General features: G+C 45.3%; 14 protein-coding genes and 1 pseudogene. 3 read left to right on the forward strand and 12 right to left on the reverse strand.

The features are described from left to right. Positions 1-95: 95 nt before the first annotated feature. The 12 genes and pseudogenes from DW033_RS12180 to DW033_RS25325 all read right to left on the reverse strand — a co-directional run. A complete protein-coding gene (locus DW033_RS12180; protein ID WP_005866758.1) occupies positions 96-1,544 on the reverse strand; it encodes a DUF3868 domain-containing protein in 1,449 nt (482 codons plus the stop codon). A gap of 18 nt (positions 1,545-1,562) precedes the next feature. After that, positions 1,563-2,129, reverse strand: coding sequence for a DUF3575 domain-containing protein (locus tag DW033_RS12185; RefSeq protein WP_005861186.1), 567 nt, complete (start codon positions 2,127-2,129; stop codon positions 1,563-1,565). A gap of 171 nt (positions 2,130-2,300) precedes the next feature. Beyond that, positions 2,301-2,912: a response regulator transcription factor gene (locus DW033_RS12190; protein ID WP_044546250.1), complete on the reverse strand. Its 612-nt coding sequence runs from the start codon at positions 2,910-2,912 to the stop codon at positions 2,301-2,303. Positions 2,913-2,922: 10 nt separating this feature from the next. Beyond that, positions 2,923-3,612 (reverse strand): hemerythrin domain-containing protein, encoded by a 690-nt coding sequence (locus DW033_RS12195; protein ID WP_010185248.1) that lies wholly within the window; start codon positions 3,610-3,612, stop codon positions 2,923-2,925. A gap of 82 nt (positions 3,613-3,694) precedes the next feature. Beyond that, entirely contained in the window at positions 3,695-4,849 is a 1,155-nt protein-coding gene (locus tag DW033_RS12200; protein WP_081031951.1) for a Rid family hydrolase, read from the reverse strand. Positions 4,850-4,860: 11 nt separating this feature from the next. Continuing rightward, positions 4,861-5,568 carry a hypothetical protein gene (locus DW033_RS12205; protein WP_122382776.1) on the reverse strand — a complete coding sequence of 236 codons (708 nt, stop codon included), beginning with the start codon at positions 5,566-5,568 and terminating at the stop codon, positions 4,861-4,863. A 9-nt stretch (positions 5,569-5,577) separates the two neighbouring features. Beyond that, complete coding sequence (locus DW033_RS12210) at positions 5,578-6,813, reverse strand: porin (protein WP_122382777.1); 1,236 nt, start codon at positions 6,811-6,813, stop codon at positions 5,578-5,580. Between the two features lie 22 nt (positions 6,814-6,835). Continuing rightward, on the reverse strand, positions 6,836-8,242 hold the full coding sequence (locus DW033_RS12215; protein WP_005866749.1) for a di-heme oxidoredictase family protein: 1,407 nt from the start codon (positions 8,240-8,242) through the stop codon (positions 6,836-6,838). 17 nt (positions 8,243-8,259) lie between these two features. Continuing rightward, positions 8,260-9,471 (reverse strand): imelysin family protein, encoded by a 1,212-nt coding sequence (locus tag DW033_RS12220; RefSeq protein WP_008778472.1) that lies wholly within the window; start codon positions 9,469-9,471, stop codon positions 8,260-8,262. 30 nt (positions 9,472-9,501) lie between these two features. Further along, complete coding sequence (locus DW033_RS12225; protein WP_005861166.1) at positions 9,502-10,815, reverse strand: porin; 1,314 nt, start codon at positions 10,813-10,815, stop codon at positions 9,502-9,504. Between the two features lie 517 nt (positions 10,816-11,332). After that, positions 11,333-12,238 (reverse strand): transcriptional regulator, encoded by a 906-nt coding sequence (locus DW033_RS12230; protein WP_048927927.1) that lies wholly within the window; start codon positions 12,236-12,238, stop codon positions 11,333-11,335. A 908-nt stretch (positions 12,239-13,146) separates the two neighbouring features. Then, a pseudogene (locus tag DW033_RS25325) lies at positions 13,147-13,384 on the reverse strand (HTH domain-containing protein); the annotation flags it as partial. A 452-nt stretch (positions 13,385-13,836) separates the two neighbouring features. Between DW033_RS25325 and DW033_RS12255 the strand changes: the two are divergent. From DW033_RS12255 to DW033_RS12265, 3 genes are read left to right on the forward strand one after another with little or no spacing between them, the layout of a single operon-like run. Further along, positions 13,837-14,247 carry a phosphoribosylaminoimidazolesuccinocarboxamide synthase gene (locus DW033_RS12255; protein ID WP_009276445.1) on the forward strand — a complete coding sequence of 137 codons (411 nt, stop codon included), beginning with the start codon at positions 13,837-13,839 and terminating at the stop codon, positions 14,245-14,247. A 37-nt stretch (positions 14,248-14,284) separates the two neighbouring features. After that, on the forward strand, positions 14,285-15,832 hold the full coding sequence (locus tag DW033_RS12260) for an arylsulfatase (protein WP_022192541.1): 1,548 nt from the start codon (positions 14,285-14,287) through the stop codon (positions 15,830-15,832). Further along, positions 15,832-17,394 (forward strand): arylsulfatase, encoded by a 1,563-nt coding sequence (locus tag DW033_RS12265; RefSeq protein ID WP_005861155.1) that lies wholly within the window; start codon positions 15,832-15,834, stop codon positions 17,392-17,394. Before DW033_RS12260 ends, DW033_RS12265 begins: the two co-directional genes overlap by 1 nt. Positions 17,395-17,417 lie beyond the last annotated feature (23 nt).

A 17,417-nucleotide genomic window follows, 5' to 3' on the forward strand; every position in this document is an offset into this window, starting at 1 on the left:
TTTCATATAATCCTCAGAGAACTCTGAATAGTGATTACTTTTTCAGTACCCTCGGAAACGGGGGCTTTTTTTATATTCGAAGGTAAGTATCTCCATTATTGCTCGGCCAACCAAGCGGCCAGCTCATCCCGGTTCGCGGCGGCATCTTGCACGCCGGCTTGGGCAGCTTGATCGAAATATTGCATAGCGGTCGTATAATCCTTCTTCATCGCATAAGCGACACCTAGGTTATTCCATGCTTCCGGCAAATTAATACCTTGCAAACGACTGATGGCCGGATCGTAAGCACCAGTCTCAATCTCAAGGGCCGCCGTATTTAATTGAGCGATCGGGTCGGTCGGATAAAGACGAACGGCGATATCGAATACCTCCTTGAACTGATCGCTACCTTTATCATAAGAATTGGCTACCAAGAACATCTCATTCAAACTTAAATATTGAGGTTTCGTCTTGATCACTTGCTTGGCCTCGTTCACGTCGAACGGACGTGCGATATAAGCCAAGGTATAATCAATACGTCTTAAAGGAGGATAGTATTTATCCAATAATATCTTATAAGTCCGACCTCCGTTCAAGGCATGTAGTTTAGCCTTGCGCTTGTTTATATCTTGAATATCCAAGATCTCCAGAATCTCCTTCTTATTCGCCAAATCCGATTTCGTAACCTCTTGACGCAATCCGATCCAATCCTCACCCATCCAATTTACTTTCATCAAGGAAGGGTCCATCTTCTCCTTATCTTTCATGTAAGCGACAAAAGCCTTGGCACGGCTCTCGGACAATCTCATATTATAATCGTAGCCACCTTCCGGGGAAGCGTATCCGGTAACCTTAAATTCGGTAAAGCTAAGATTCTTATCGTTACGGACTTCCGTTACAATCTTATTCACCTCATTCAGCACGGTAGCGTTATCCTTGAAATCACGTAACAATACGGACTTGCCTACCTCAAAGTTTAAATAAGCGGAATGCGTCTCGCTCCGTTGTTTCACAGGTTCTACCGGAGGAGTAACATAGCTAAGCTCATAAACGGGAGGAGCTAACGGAGGCAATACACGGCTCATCACCCCATAGATGTCATTTGAGACCTCACAAGAAGCGCATCCCGTGGTATTCTCATCCACCATCAAGGTAGCGTTTCGCATCCATCCCGCATAGGGTACGGACAATTCCACCGGAATCAATTCCGGCCCCTTCTTCGTCTGACGGATAATCAAGCTAGGAGTTTGGGGAAATTCATAACTATCGAAACCCAACTCACGGTTCAACGCCTTCATACGTGCCCGCCCGGTAATCACGATCGGGTTAAACTGGTAAGACTGCGATTTATCCACCGATTGCAATACCGGTGTCAGGATGACCATCTCTTGGGATTTCAAACGCAGATTGCTCAGATTGGTCGTAAAATTCATCATAAGCTGGCTTCCGTCCTTCTTTGCGCTTACATTCTCGAAACTAACAGTTCCTCGCACACCGTTCTGTGCCTGTAGGCTCACACCTCCGAGGAACAATAAAGCGATACATATACTCAATAAATGTCTCATATCTCTCTAGATCGTTTTTTAGTGGATAAAATAAATGATAGAAAGGGCCGCTTTCGTTACACCCCAATAGTTCGAGTTCTTGGTCTCGATCTTGGAGCCACATTCCCCGCAATTATACTTATCATAATGTACACGGGCATAACCGGCGCCGATAGCGGCTTCTATACTCCAACGCTTATTCAGTATCCATTGATGTCCCAACGTAAGTCCGCCACCGTACAAATAACCATCATAACGATGGTCCTTCAAATTAGGGAATATGCCAAAGGGTAATTTAATCCCGGCGATATTATACTGTCCGCCCAACGCATGCACGCCAATAAACGTACCGTTGAATTTCTCGCAAGTCCAATAACGCACTTCCGGCATGACAAGCCAATGCTTCAGTTTCTTACCGTCATTGAACTTGAAAGGATTATATCCCGCCGAGACATCCAATGTAACCTTTTTGCTTAAGCCCACCTCGAATCCTAAGTTCGGAGTCGTAGTCGCGTCGTAGAGAAGATTGTTCTTCAACGCGAAATGTTGTGCGCTCATAGATAAGGAAAATAACAATGCTAATCCAAGTAAAAATGCTTTCTTCATTTCTTATAAGCTTAATGATTTGAAGAAGAAACAGGAATAAACGGGTTTTAGTTTTCGATAAGCGTTAATAAGATATGATCATTAAATTTAATTATATTAATAGTAAAGGGAATGCGGAAGGCGCTTTTATCGCTTATCCACATTCCCTTTAACTTACTTATAAATATACGATTACTGTTTAATGTCGCCTAATTCGACCAGCTTATTGACAATCGCATAGATCGTAAGACCGCTGGCACTATGAATTTGAAGTTTCCGAGCGATATTACGGCGGTGGGTGATGACCGTATGCGTAGAAAGAAACAAACGATCCGCTATCTCCCGGTTTGTCATTCCCTTCACGACGCAGACTACGATCTCTTTTTCCCTCGAGCTTAACGATTGTTGCTCGTCATCCCCTTCCGGCTCGTTATCCGGAAGTACCTCGGCGTTCAACCGTTCCAATTTGTGCTTGATCTCATCAGGGCTATCGTATATGTTAATTTGTTCATCATAAGAACGCAATAACACACTGTCTGAGACAGAATATAATAAAGCGATACATTTCATCTCGGCACAGCCGCTTTCCTCCTTCAAATGTTGCAACGTGAAATAGCCGGGCAAAGCCGGATTCACGATCAACACATCCGGTTTGTGCATACGAAGCGAGTCGAAAAGAGATTCCACCGAATGAATCTCCACCATCTGGATACGGAAACCCGGTAACCGTTTCAACAGGTTCTCCAGTCCGCTCCTTATGATAACAGAAGGTTCGGCTATCGCAATCTTTAGATTTGTACTCATCGATTCATGCTTATAATTGTTTTTCCAAAGCCAATATGGCCGGTACAAACAAATAATCCTCCACACGGGTATGTGAAGCCAAGTCTTCCTCCGTGGCAAAAATATCGAACAAGACACTATTCAGCATATTCGTACCCGCTCCCGGATAGTATTTGATCAGGATATTTTTCAACTCCGTGATCTTCATCTCGATCTGATCATGACGCTTACGGAAGATCGTAATATTGTATTTCGGATCTCTCTTTCCTTCCAACAAATTACGGACATAAGGGAAAACAGCACGTTCCTCATAAGACATATGTTTATTTACCTCCTCCGCATACTCATCGAAAAACTTCGTGATCACAAAAGCGACATCCTCCGGGCACCCGGATATAGCGTCTACCAATTTACGACGGATATGTGGCAAGCGGAAGTTCAAGAAGTAATCATGGGCATTATGCAAATAGCGGATCAAGTTCTCGATCGACAGGCATTTGCTGATATTCTCGACAGGCGTATTCACTTCCTCGACCAAGAAATTCACGACCGTCAGGAAAGTACAAGCATCCACCCCATTCTGCCGGCAAACCTCCCCGATATTCTTCTCTCCGAACCCGAGCGCTATACCAAAGCGGCTCATGACTAAAACCATCGGATAGTTCTCGCAGATCAGATCACTCATTTTATCGGTTTCCCGGTACATTCCATTTTTATACATAGGCTTCTTTCTAACTTGTCTTGGTGTTTGAATAGCCAAATATACTCCTTTTTCTTCCATATCTCGTACATTTATTATTATTTCACAAAGGCTTAAAGGACGACTCCGTCGGCACGACCGCTATACACTCAGTCTCTATCAACCATCCGGGACGGCAAACGGGGGCCAAGACTATCAAATGTGGCAAATCCGGGTAATGCGCCTCAAAATACTTCTTAACCACCGCATAATCAGCCATATCTCTCAAATAGGTGATCGCCTGCGTAATATCACGAGTAGTAGCGTCCGCCTCTTTCAGCAACACGCTGATATTTTCCATCATCCGCTCGGTTTGTTTTACGATATCGCCCGGATAGACAATCTCTCCCCGGTTATCTATACTCGCCGTACCCGAGATGAAGACCTGTTTACGATCCCCATACGTAACAGCCGTACCCCGCTCGAAGGTTACTCCATATTCATAAGTAGGATTCAAGTGCGTGGGAGCGTAAAGGAACTGAATCTGTCCCGGCTCCAACCCATCCACCGCATAACTGTCCATCTGTACCAACACCGAGGGATCGGCATGACGTCCCTCGATACCCGTACTAGCGATATAATGCGTCTTCTCCGTAAGATTCTGCGTGATAAAAACTTCTTTCCGGGCTTTCACCACACCGGCGTAATTCACGTCTACGTTTTGCACAAAGAACCAAGTACGGACACAATGAGAGGCCAACGTACAACGCTGCCCCATCAATTGCATCACATAGTCATTCAATAAAAGCCGGGTCTGGTATTCTGAATTGGCCGCCTTATTGAAGGCACCTCCCCCCCAGAGGTGCCTATAACCGTTATGCGACGCTTCCAGTAAACCGGAATCGTACGTTTGTACCGACATGCCCGTTTGCAAATAAGTCCACATAGCGATCTTTGTTCCATTCAAAGGCGGTTGCTGCACGATAGAGAGCGGACAAAAGGCGCTCTCGCACTCCCACTCCATCACGCTATCCGTCTGATTAGCTGCGTCACTTAAAAAATAACGGCGGAAAACGGCGGTAGCGTCATTCGATAGCTCTTCCTTCACGACAGTCACATAAACCCGCAAAAGGTTTTGCAATTGCTCCACGAAAGACAAACAAGGGTCTGTAATCGATACCATCACCTGATATTCCGTTGTTCCACCTTTGCCCGTGAATGAAGAGATCTGAACCTCTACCGCTTTATCCGTATCTATTTTTCTCGTATAATTCATCATTTTCTTTCTTATCAATTATCCAATGCCCCTCCTAAGATCCAACCTTGGATCAAAGCAAAGACCTCCTGTTTCCCAGAACTATTGAACATATCCTTATGTACCGGATTATCTTCCAATATATCCAGCAAGAAACTATCGTTTATATCACCCGGGGTCACGTAGTTCTTACCCTCTTCCGAAAGGGGCGCCTTGACATTCACTAAGGATTTATAGGCTACATCGTCCCTAAGATCCAGCTGACCGGCCAATCCCGATCCTCCGCCATGACAAGACAGGCAATTCAAGTCGAACACCTGCGCTTGTACACGTTTGAAGCTCGCTAAATCCAATTCGCCCACAGACAAATCAAGCGGTTCGTCCGAATCATCCACCGGAGACGTATAATAGGAGTAAACCAACCGCAATCCCCTACTAATCACAGCGACCTCTATACTCCTCGTATCCGGAGTGACATTATTCAATCGGAGTTTTAGTCTTTTGCCGTCTTCCGCCGGCTTACTGATACGCTGGGTTTGCAAAGGTTTCGACTTATCCTCGCCAAAAGCGCATAACGAGAGCATATTCTCCTTCGGCCAAGCTTTCAGGCCAGTGAAAGAAAGTGACACGGTAGCGGTTCGCCCGGAATCAACCGTCTCATCCGGATAAATCTTACCCTCATCACAACCCAGCCCGAATAACAGGAATACGGCATACATTATATATAGACTATATCGTTTCATACCCAAAGATTAGAACGTGAACTGCAACATAGCCGTAGCGGAGTGACGAGCCAATCCAATAGCGTCCTCATCCCGGTCATTCTGCGTAGCATGACCGCTACGACCTAAATATTGATACATAACCTGTAGTTTCAAATTATTATTAAAGAAATAATAATTCAAACCAGCGGCGGGCATATTTAACAAACCACCCTCATCCGTAGCGTTTCGATCATAGAAATCATATCGCAAAGCACCCTGTAATTTCGGAGTGATGAAATAGCCCAATTGAGCGTAAGCTCCCCAGAAATTCTTATCCGGCTTTTGCATGATCTTGGTAAAATGCATATTCATATAATAACCTTCGGCTGCTACATACCAGCGGTTCTTGATCCATGCGAACTCAACGCCCACACGGGTGTCGCTACTGGTCAAGAACTCAGCCTCCGCATTATAAGAGGCAGATACGGCGATAGACATCTTATCGTCGTTCAGATTCTCCGGCGAGCCTTGAGACGTTGGCATCTCCCCCTTCGGCATAAAGGCCAGACGACCCGCATATAACAGCGAAGGCAACCATTTATGATCATCGCAGTTTGTCTTAGTCGCCAAATTCACGTCGATACCCGTACCATTAAAAATACCGACTTGATAATTCCATTTATCATTGATCAAACCATGAACCTGTACACCCAAGTCGAATCCCGTGGACATATTCGGTATGACATAATTCACGTCGTAAGGAAGCAATACGGATTGGGAAGTGGAATAAGGCAGTACCGGAAACAACGTCTCCCCCAAAGTACTTAAATAGCCATGCATAAACGGTGTCTTGAACTTACCGACACGGATACGAAACGACTCCTTGATCGCTACGTCGAACCAAGCCTGTTGCAATAAGGCCCCTCCACTCTTAGCGGCATTCAGCGATAAATTGAAAGTAACCCGTCCAAAAGCCTTACCCGTAAAACCGAGAATAGCGTTAGGGATCGCGAAACCAGAGTTCGCTACGCTTTTGGCATAATGGCTTTCCAGCCCTTGGTCGTCATACCGGTTGTAGCAAGCGCTTGCCTGTACCAACGCATAGGGCTTAAACAAAAAGTCACCGGCCTTGGTAGAAAAGGAAAAGCCCTTCTTTCCCGCTAGTGAAACCACATCGTTCTCTACATATTTATCATCCATCTCTTTCTTTGTATCTTGAGCTTTCACGGAGAAAACACCTGCTGATAGAAGCACCACAAGCAACGTCCTATATATTTTTTTCATTTCGATTCTATGCGTTATTTATTCATAAACTTTGTAGGAATTTAATCAAAGCGGCCCGCTCGTCTTTTGTCATGCGAGAGAATAGGGTACGCGACGCAGCCCCTTCCCCACCATGCCACATAATAGCCTCCGTCAGGTTCCGGGCACGGCCATCATGTAAATAATAGGTATGGCCGTTTACGACCTCTTGTAATCCCAATCCCCATAACGGGGTAGTCCTCCATTCATTACCGTTGGCCAAGCCACTGGGATAATCATCCCCTAGCTCAACCCCCATATCATGCAATAAAAAGTCCGAATAAGGATGGATCACCTGATTACCTAATTGAGGCAATTCCGTATTATTCAAAAGGACAGATCCGCGAGGGCGTGTCTTCAAGGAAGTCACATGGCATAAATGACATTTCGCTTGATAGAAAAGTTGCTCTCCTTGAAGAACCGTAGGATCATCCACATTCCGACGGGCGGGTACCCCCAAGGTCTGGAGGTATAAATCCACATCTTCCATATCTTCCGTAGAGACCTGCGCCCCGGTCATGGCAAAACCCATCATATTACTCTGTCCTTCTCCTACCTCATGCGGGAAACGATCGTTCGTTACACCGAGGTCGGAAGAGAATCCCAATTCCACCGTTAAGTCGGCATGATTCGCCTTATTACCAGAGATACCGATCTGCTTCTTTCCCTTTTCCGTCACATAGTTTATACGTCCACTAATACCATATTCCGGATAATTGCTTTTAGCAGCGATCTGCTTTAGCATATCCAAGTCGAGCGCCATCATCTGCCCCATTCCGACATGCCGTAAGGGTTGACGTACGGAAATCCGTAAATCCGACATCGGGATACTATCAGCATACCATTCCTTTATCTCATAATGAGGGGTGACCAACTCATATTCCTCCCCATCGGGGAACGTATATTTTTGGGAAGTAGTAGTAATCTTAACCCTTCCCTCCGGTTTCGTTCCGTATATCGCTTGATCATGTAGTACCCGGCCGTAATCTTGAAAATAGCCGCCACTTTTACGTGATATATAAATAAGCATGGATGAGAAGCCGGGGCCGGACCCTCCATCGGCTATAGCCGGACGGGTCCGCCCGGTACTTTTATGACAGGAACCGCAAGAATATCCGGCATAAAGCGGCCCTAGTCCTCCACCATCCACATTCTCAACACCGCGAGCATCGTCGTACAATCCATCACCACGATTAAATCGCGTCTCTAATTCGCCCGTAACCCAGTTTGCCTGCGTATCGTACGCATCCGGGGCATTGGAGAAAATGGTTGAGATACCCGCGGACAATTCCTTCTCGGAAGCTACCTGCCCATTGGGTTTCTTAACCTGCCAATTTTCCAAGTCCTCGGATTCGCAACTACACAGCAGACTACCGGATAAAGCGAATAATAGAAGTAATCTTCGTTTCATCGTATCGGCTTGTCCGATTAGTTCGTGAACTTAGACTTAACAACGCCCAAACCTGTCGTTAAATCAGCGCAAGCTTCTGTAGCTGTATTGATATGCTCCGTATCCCCTAGATTGTTACGGAAAGGATAGCCGATCGCATTGATAGCGTCGATTGTCTTATCAATTTGAACTACCATCAAACTATCCAACGTAGGATTAATCATTTTAGTCAACGCATGCAAGCTACTCTCGGAAGCGGATTTCTCATCCAAATCACGACCGCCGAAATAAGCGTTCTTGATACTTACGATATTGTTCTTATAGTCGTCCAAGGAATTCCAGCTATACCAAGACTCTACAGCCAAGACACCGGGGTTATTCGGGTCAGTAGCGTCTTTATTACTTCCATTCCATGCGGTCACCGGGTCAGTTATCTTAGCGGAACCTACTTCATTGGAGATTCCAGCCATACCATTATTTCCATTCAGCATAAGCTCAATCGCCTGATACACATTACCAATGGAATAGGCAGAACCGTCATGTTTCTTCATAGCCTCCGCATAAGAAGAAGGAACATCCGAAGTTCCTAAGCCTTTCAACCAACCATTGTATAAGTCTTGAGTATCAGATAACATACGTTCGGACACTAACTTCAAATACTCCAATTCATTCTTTGCGAACGGGCTTGTTTCCAGATCACGAGGCTCGCCGTCTAAGAATAACATCTTTTCCGCCGTATGGAATCCACGTAAATTTTGAGGACCATCTTCCGCATCTTCGTCTACAGCTCCTGAAATCTTGCTGAATTCTCCTGTAGCTATAATCTCCTCTATACCGTTCTTATCCAAAGGCCAGCTATCCAAGCTCGGGTCGAGCTGTGCCAAATCCGCCACACCGAACAAGAATGCCTCACTTTGTTCCCAAGGTACACGAACCGCACGCCAAGCGTCGCAGGCATCCGCTAAATCATTCTTAGAACCAGACGCGATGAACTTGTCTACCGCATTTTTATAGGCGGTCATCTTTGTCAACATGTCCTTATAGGTAGGCAAAGCTACCTCATCAACGAAAGTAGCGACAACCGCACTCATCTGATCTTCTGTTGGTTTTGCACCCGAATCCGCAGGAAGATTCTTAAAGTCATAAGTTACAACATCGGGGTCCTTGCCCGGATCATCGTTGTCTCCACAAGAAGTGAAGCTCAAAGCCACACCCATCAACATCATGGGTAATAAAAGTACTTTTTTCATATTCTTACATATATATTTGTTAATAGTCTATTATCTTGATAAGAACCAGCCGATATAAGCGATACCGACAGAAACCATATTCTGGCTATTATAATCACCCTTACCTACAATACGGTGCGCATAATCCGCCTTTACGACCAGATTAGGCAATGCGTAATAGTTAAGGCCAGCCGTAATCACGCTCTTTTGAAGACGTCTATCCGCCAGTTTATTACTGCCTTTCTCCACGGATTGCATCGGATTATAATATTCGTAGCGAACGAAAGGATAAATTCTAGGGGCTTTCCGACTAAAGAAGGAACCTACATTATAGCCAACCTCAGCCGCATAACTGACAGCGGTCTCCGCCACGGTTGAATTAGGATATCCGGAAGCTGAAGATGAGTTATTGTTTACCTTTGTCAAAGCGTTGCTGTTGCCCAGATGGCCGTAAACGATATTACCTCTGGCGATCAAATTATTGTTCGGACTTTTATATTGAGCGTCCGCCGTCACGATAGTAAGCGGATATTTCTCACCTTGGTTACGCAGCGGTTTGCTACTATTCTTAGAGGGTTGGTTATAATAAAAAGAAGCGCCCACACGTAAGCCTTTAAATTTCTTCACTCCATTATAGTTGACACGAGCCACAAAGGCAGGATGCGTAAATTGAGTTTCCTCGAAAGCGCCTTGCGTACCTTTGCCAACCCAGTTCTCCATACGGAAACCTTGTGGGTCCAGACCGGAAACGACTTGTAACTCGTAATCGAAATTTCCTAAATCACCAAATAGAGCCACACCCGTCTCATGCCAAGTAGAAGGTAATATGGTAGTCTCTCCTTCCGGACGATATACACCGAAAAAGTTCAAGGGTTCATGATGTGCGTTGGTCAAGCCTACCGGTACGATCATATGTCCAAAACGGAAGTTTAAATGCTTGTTCATCAGATAAGAGATATGGAACTGCTCCAAGGCGACCTCGCCACCTTTCTCGATCTCGGTCTCATATTCTCCATTCTCCTCGTACCACTCCACTTCCCGTGCGGCGCCTGTTCCTCCATACTCAAACTCAATCTCGGAACTCAGTACCCATTTGGGAGAGAACTTATAATCAAAAGCTAAAATAAAACGAGGGATAGAGACAGTAGCCCGATTCATATGTGATGTACCTTGAGGTGTCACCCAATTCCAATCATAATCCATATAACTGGCAGCCATCTCACCATATCCTCCAAAACGGAATTTAGAAAAACCGTCGGCATACATCTCCGATGCCTTTACGGTAGAGCTCATATTACTCTCTTGAGCATGTAGAGCGGTAAAGGAAAGTAATCCAATCGCTAATAAATTTGTTAACGTTCTCATTGCGTTTTATAATTTTTGGCAAAATTACAGGGGCTGAGAATTTGCTACAATCGCCCGAAGTAGGTAAAATAAGACCCTAATTACCTACTCATAGGTATCCCGGAAGAATATTTTCAGGACGTCACACCCAATAGGCCCCATTATTGACCCGCAAGACAACTTGATAGTTAATTTTGGAAAATACGGTTTTGTATTATTTCAGAGGTAAGCGTTAGTTATTACAAGCGAGAAGATCATTAGTTCTAAAAATCGATCTCCATGAAAAGATATATAACAATTAATAGGTATGAGCTCTCCTTTTTTACATATATATAGGTATTGCGCACCCTTATAGGCCGACGTATCTTTGCAATGTCAAAAAGAATGTAACACTATTAGTATATCGCAAACCAAAGCCTTCTGCTAATTTTATGTAAGCATATAAGATGATTAACACCGTAGTGTCGGGAAGTTTTTATTGGTTATTTCCGGCATCACATAAAAAGGGCCTCCCTGTGAAGAGAGGCTCTTTTTGTGTTCAGCTATCCGGTTCATTGATGATGTATTGATAGAGATCCGAGTCTCCGGCCTTATTCATGATCTTATGCTTTTCCAGCTGAAATTTTAACTGGTCTAAACCGAGAGGGCCGAATCCCGAAATCTTCAACAAAGAATCGAGCCCTTTCTTCCTAGCGTAGCGCAATAGGTCCTCCATAGTCTCCAGTTCCAATTTTTGGAGGCATTTACGGATGTAGGGAGACAGGGTTAGGCTTGTGACCGGTAGGGAGATCCGTTTGGCCGCATCCGTGGGGATATCGAACGATGATTTCGGAGCATCGAGACTCAAGCCACTTTTGAGGACTGCTTTATAGAGCGTTCTCAGCTCATATTCCATGTTTCGCTTCTCAAGTCGCAGGCGCTCTATCTCTAGGTCTTGACAGCTGATCGTTTTCTTATATTCGGCTAAGAATCCGGTGTTTTCCTGCAAGCGGAGTACTATGTTCTTATATCGGTAGCACATCCTATCGTAAGATATATCGCAGCGTTTGGCTACGTCCAGTATTTTTGCCCCAGAGGTTATTTCCGTGAATATATACCGATCTTGCTTATCATCTATAAATGTGGATAGTTCGGCGATGATTTGTTTAAGTAGGGGAGAGATGTTCTTTAAGGATCGTAGGCAGAAAAGGTAATCGTCGTACTGGGCGATAATCTCGTCGGCTTCCTCCTCCTTGTCTTGAATGACCAGTTGCAAGTATAGTTTTTGAATCCCTAGATGTTCGATATGGGCAATGAAATCACGTAGGTTCTCAGGATCTACCATACGTGTACCGGTTCTCGTATGGAAAGAGGTTATCTTTCGGGATTTTACCCAATCTTCAATCTCCTCGTACGGGAAACCGGTAATACGGGCGGCTTCTTCTATGGATATGAGTTCTGGCATAAGCATAAGATTGTATTACGAATAAAGTTGTTTTTGTTTAGTTAAAATGCGGAATTTGGAACCGACCAATAACGGTAAGTAGATCAGGTATTCTTTTCGCATCTCAATTAAGAAATAAGAGCCATCATGGGACACTCCCGTAATGTCACTATATCTCCGCACGATACCATGTATCTGGAATTCCCTCTCATTACAATAAAACCCTAACTCTGGAAAATACTTGCTGAAACAAGCGGAGTAGTAAATAAAGAGATTCTGGATCTCATCAATATTACAAGCGTCCATAAGCCATTCACTTTACATGATTAATTATTAGATTTACAAGATCCGGACATGTTTTAGAAAAGATGTCCTTCGTAAAGACGAGCGCTATATGGCTTTTGTTAAGTAGTGGTCCTTTCTTATAAAATAAAGGAAGGGCGAGGACTGAACATTTATGTAGACGAAGGTTCGGCTAAGACCCAACTCCCAATAAAGTCAGCCACACGCCCCCTTTATCTGTATACAAAATATATCCATACTATATTAGCATAGATAACACGTATATCCAGTAAAGGGTTGCGGGGCCTTCTTCGTGCATAGGGAGATTTAAGAAAATTAGCCGATTTTCGTCCTACAGCACAAATATCACACGCAACACGAGGCTCTTAATTAAAAAGCCTTTTCTTGTCGCAAATATACGTATTAATAATATTTCAACCTAAGATAATCCATATGTTTTTTAGTTTATCATTGTTTGATACCAATTATTCGCTTTGACTTATCCAGTCATGCAAATGTATAATATTTTATTTGATTTTCAAACTCCAATACCTCACTTCCAAAGCAAGCTAACTTACTTTTTTCGCCCAATTTTGTCTCCAGTTGTAGAGACGCAGCGTGCTGCGTCTCATCCCCTCAAAATGGTAACTTAAAATAATACGCCAATAACCACCAAAGTCTGCGCCTTCACGAGACAATATACCCATAGAACGCAATTTTGCGATTTGTTTTTCTACAGCACGGGAACTTATACCTAATTTTATAAGCCATAGCTTCGGCTGACATAGAAAGGTCGGAAATGACAAGGTCGATGATCTTCTGTGCTGTTCTACCTATATTTTTAGGCTTATCCGCAGTGTCTCCGAACTCACTCTCCGAACTTTTCTTCATTTACAAGAATGTTTGCTGGCATCCACTTGGGTAGGAAGTGAATCCCATGTCATGTGCATACCCTTCAATATCAATATTACCCACTCTTGTATAGGCAGTGCGTGTTCCGTCTTGGTAATAATAATATACAATAAGGTATACAAATGGCACAAATATATAAATTGTTTAATATCAACACCTTAAAAACACGATTGTGATTTTTGAAAAACACGTACGTGTTTCTGTAAAAAGTCGTACATGTTTTTCGGGAAACGCGTACGACTTTTTACAGCATCATTCGATAAGGAGCAAGAGCGTACATGAAAATATACGATAAGCCCCCCTTTTAACCAGAGCCAAAAAGCATTTCTTCCTAAGCTCCATCTCATTGATATTTTGGTGTAGTTACCCTGATTCTGAAATAATTTGGTTATTTTTGTATATAATTAATGTCCATAGAACATGCCATGAATAAGAAATTGCAGATACACAACAGCACGGCTGAATTCTTGATTTTCCAAATAGAAAATAAAGAAGAAGGTATAGAAGTCTTATATCAAGACGAAAGCCTTTGGCTGACGCAGGATGCTATTGCCGTATTGTTCGATAAAAGCCGTTCCACTATCACGGAACATCTACAAAATATATTTCAAAGCCAAGAATTACAAGAAGACTCAGTCTGTCGGAAATTCCGACGAACTGCTTCCGATGGCAAAAGCTACGCAACTAAATATTACAAGTTTGCCATTCGCGGCTATGTCGTTGATAAGAAAAGATTTGAGAAATACCGTATCATTCAAGACCGTCTATTCCAATCCGATTTTGATAAATACCAGACAGATAACCTTCTTGATTTTGATAACGAAATAGAGTCATAATACAAACTCTTTATAGAACATCTAAATAATAAACAACATGAAATCAACACTTATCGTAGGGATCGGTGCCTCGCTTCTTACAGCCGGTATCGCAAAAGCCCAACAGAGACAAGACATTACACCTAGAACGCCAAACGTATTGTTCATCTATGCGGATGACTTGGGATATGGAGACTTGGAATGCTACGACGGCACGCAAGTGAAAACCCCGAATATCAACCGGCTCGCCAAGAACGGTATCCGCTTCACCAACGCTCACGCGACCGCCTCTACCAGTACGCCCTCCCGATATTCCATGCTAACCGGAGAGTACGCATGGCGCCGCCCGGGAACGGACATCGCCGCGGGAAACGCCGGAATGATCATACGACCGGAGCGTTATACGATAGCCGATATGTTCAAGAACGCAGGATACGCCACGGCCGCTATCGGCAAATGGCACCTTGGCCTAGGAGACAAAGCGGGAGAGCAAGACTGGAACGCCCCACTCCCCACCGCCCTTGGCGATCTGGGATTTGATTATTCCTATATCATGGCGGCGACGGCAGACCGCGTCCCCTGCGTATTCATCGAGAACGGGCAGGTGGCGAACTACGATCCGGATGCCCCGATCTATGTCAGTTACCAGCAGAACTTTCCCGGAGAGCCGACCGGAAAAGATAATCCGGAATTATTATACAACCAGAAGCCTAGTTTCGGGCACGACCAATCCATCGTAAACGGAATCAGCCGTATCGGTTACATGAAAGGTGGCGGCAAGGCGCTTTGGAAAGACGAGAATATCGCCGATTCTATCGTGACACACGCCATCGATTTTATCAAGGAGAATAAAGAGAAGCCTTTCTTCATGTATTTCGCCACGAACGACGTGCATGTACCCCGCTTCCCGCACGACCGTTTCCGGGGAAAGAACCCGATGGGCGTGAGGGGCGACGCTATCGAGCAATTCGACTGGAGCGTAGGCCAATTGATGAAAACATTGGATGAGATGGGATTGACGGAAAACACCTTGATCATCTTGTCAAGCGATAACGGACCTGTCGTAGATGATGGTTACGCGGACCGGGCCGTGGAGCTACTAGGCGATCATAAACCCGCCGGACCGCTTAGAGGTAATAAATACAGTGCCTTCGAAGGGGGAACCCGTATCCCGGCTATCGTACATTGGCCAAAGGAGATCAAGCAAGCCGCCGTATCAGATGCGCTAGTGAGCCAGATCGACTGGTTCGCCTCCCTTGCCTCACTGACGAATTCCCGTCTTCCGGAAGGAAGCGCGCCGGATAGCTATGATTATCTGGATACTTGGATCGGGAAAAGCAAGGAAGACCGCCCGTGGGTAATCGAGCAAGCGCTTAATAAGGCACTTTCCGTCCGTACGAAAGATTGGAAATATATCGAGCCGAGTGTAGGTTCCGCTATCATGGAATATGAGAAGATTGAGACCGGATATTCCCCCGAGCCTCAGTTATACGACATGACGAAGGTCTACGAGGAAGGAAACAAGGCCTTGCAACATCCGGAGATCGTTTTCCAATTGCAGGGAATCTTAAAAGGAGTTCGGGATCACACAATCAAGGCTAAATAATGGAAAGAAGAAACTTCATTAAATCATCCCTCGGAATCGGTCTGGGTGCGACACTTCCGGGGATGACGCATAGCAAAAGCGGGAAAGAGGCAGAGACCGCCGTCTCTCCCGCCATGCCCGTAAAGAGCGGTAAGCCGCATATCATCTTGATCATGACCGATCAACAACGGGGCGACGCCCTCGGCTGCATGGGAAACAAGGCGGTGATCTCACCGAATATCGACCGGCTGGCGCAAGAAGGCTCGTTGTTCGTGAGCGGATATTCCTCCGCTCCAAGTAGTACTCCGGGACGGGCCGGTTTATTGACCGGGATGTCTCCTTGGCATCATGGTATGCTGGGATACGGACGCATGGCCTTGAAGTATCGTTACGAGATGCCTCAGATGATGCGGAATCTGGGGTATTATACCTTCGGGATCGGTAAGATGCATTGGTTTCCGCAGAAAGCGCTTCACGGATTCCACGCGACCTTGATCGACGAGAGTGGCCGGGTGGAAAGTCCCGATTTCATCAGCGATTACCGGGAATGGTTTCAATTGCAGGCACCCGGCAAAGACCCGGATCTTACGGGTATCGGCTGGAACGACCATGCCGCCGGTGTCTATAAGTTAGACGAACGGCTTCATCCTACGGCTTGGACCGGACAGACCGCTTGCGAGTTGATCCGGAACTACGACAACGACAAGCCCTTATTCCTCAAGGTATCATTCGCCCGCCCGCATAGTCCTTATGATCCGCCTCAACGTTATCTGGATATGTATAAGGACGCGGATATCCCGAAACCCCATATAGGAGATTGGTGCGGACAATACGCCGAGCCGAAAGATCCTCTCCAAGGAGCATCGGATGCCCCATTCGGTAATTTCGGGGATGCGTATGCCATAAACTCCCGTCGCCATTATTACGCCAATATCACCTTTATCGACGATCAAGTAGGGCAAATCATCCAGACCCTAAAAGACAAAGGTATGTACGACAATGCCCTGATTTGTTTCACGGCGGATCATGGCGATATGTTGGGCGATCATTATCATTGGCGGAAAACCTATCCGTACGAGGGTTCGGCCCATATTCCTTATATCGTAAAATGGCCCGCCGGTATATCCAAATCCATACCGGACGGAAGCAGCATAGAACAACCTGTAGAACTGAGAGACTTCTTGCCTACCTTTATCGATATCGCCGGCGGGTCGGTTCCTCCCGATATGGACGGGCGGTCTTTACTCAAGCTGATCCAAGGCCAGCAGGAACAATGGCGCCCCTATATAGACATGGAGCATGCCACTTGCTATAGCGACGATAATTACTGGGCAGCCCTTACCGATGGGAAGATTAAGTATATCTGGAATTTCCACAACGGAAGCGAGCAGTTGTTCGATTTACGGGAAGACCCGGGAGAGACACATAACCTTAGTGAGGACGCAGCCTATCAGAATAAGTTGTCCGAATTACGCAAGATGATGGTAGAGCATCTGTCCGAGCGAGGAGACTCATTCGTGAAAGACGGTAAATTGATGACTCTCGATACGACCCTATTGTACAGTCCCAATTTCCCGAAATAAGGGACGAGCGAGCCTCGTCCCTA

Origin of the sequence: Parabacteroides sp. AF39-10AC (genome assembly GCF_003635405.1) — a bacterium.
Taxonomy (GTDB): Bacteria; Bacteroidota; Bacteroidia; order Bacteroidales; family Tannerellaceae; genus Parabacteroides; species Parabacteroides distasonis.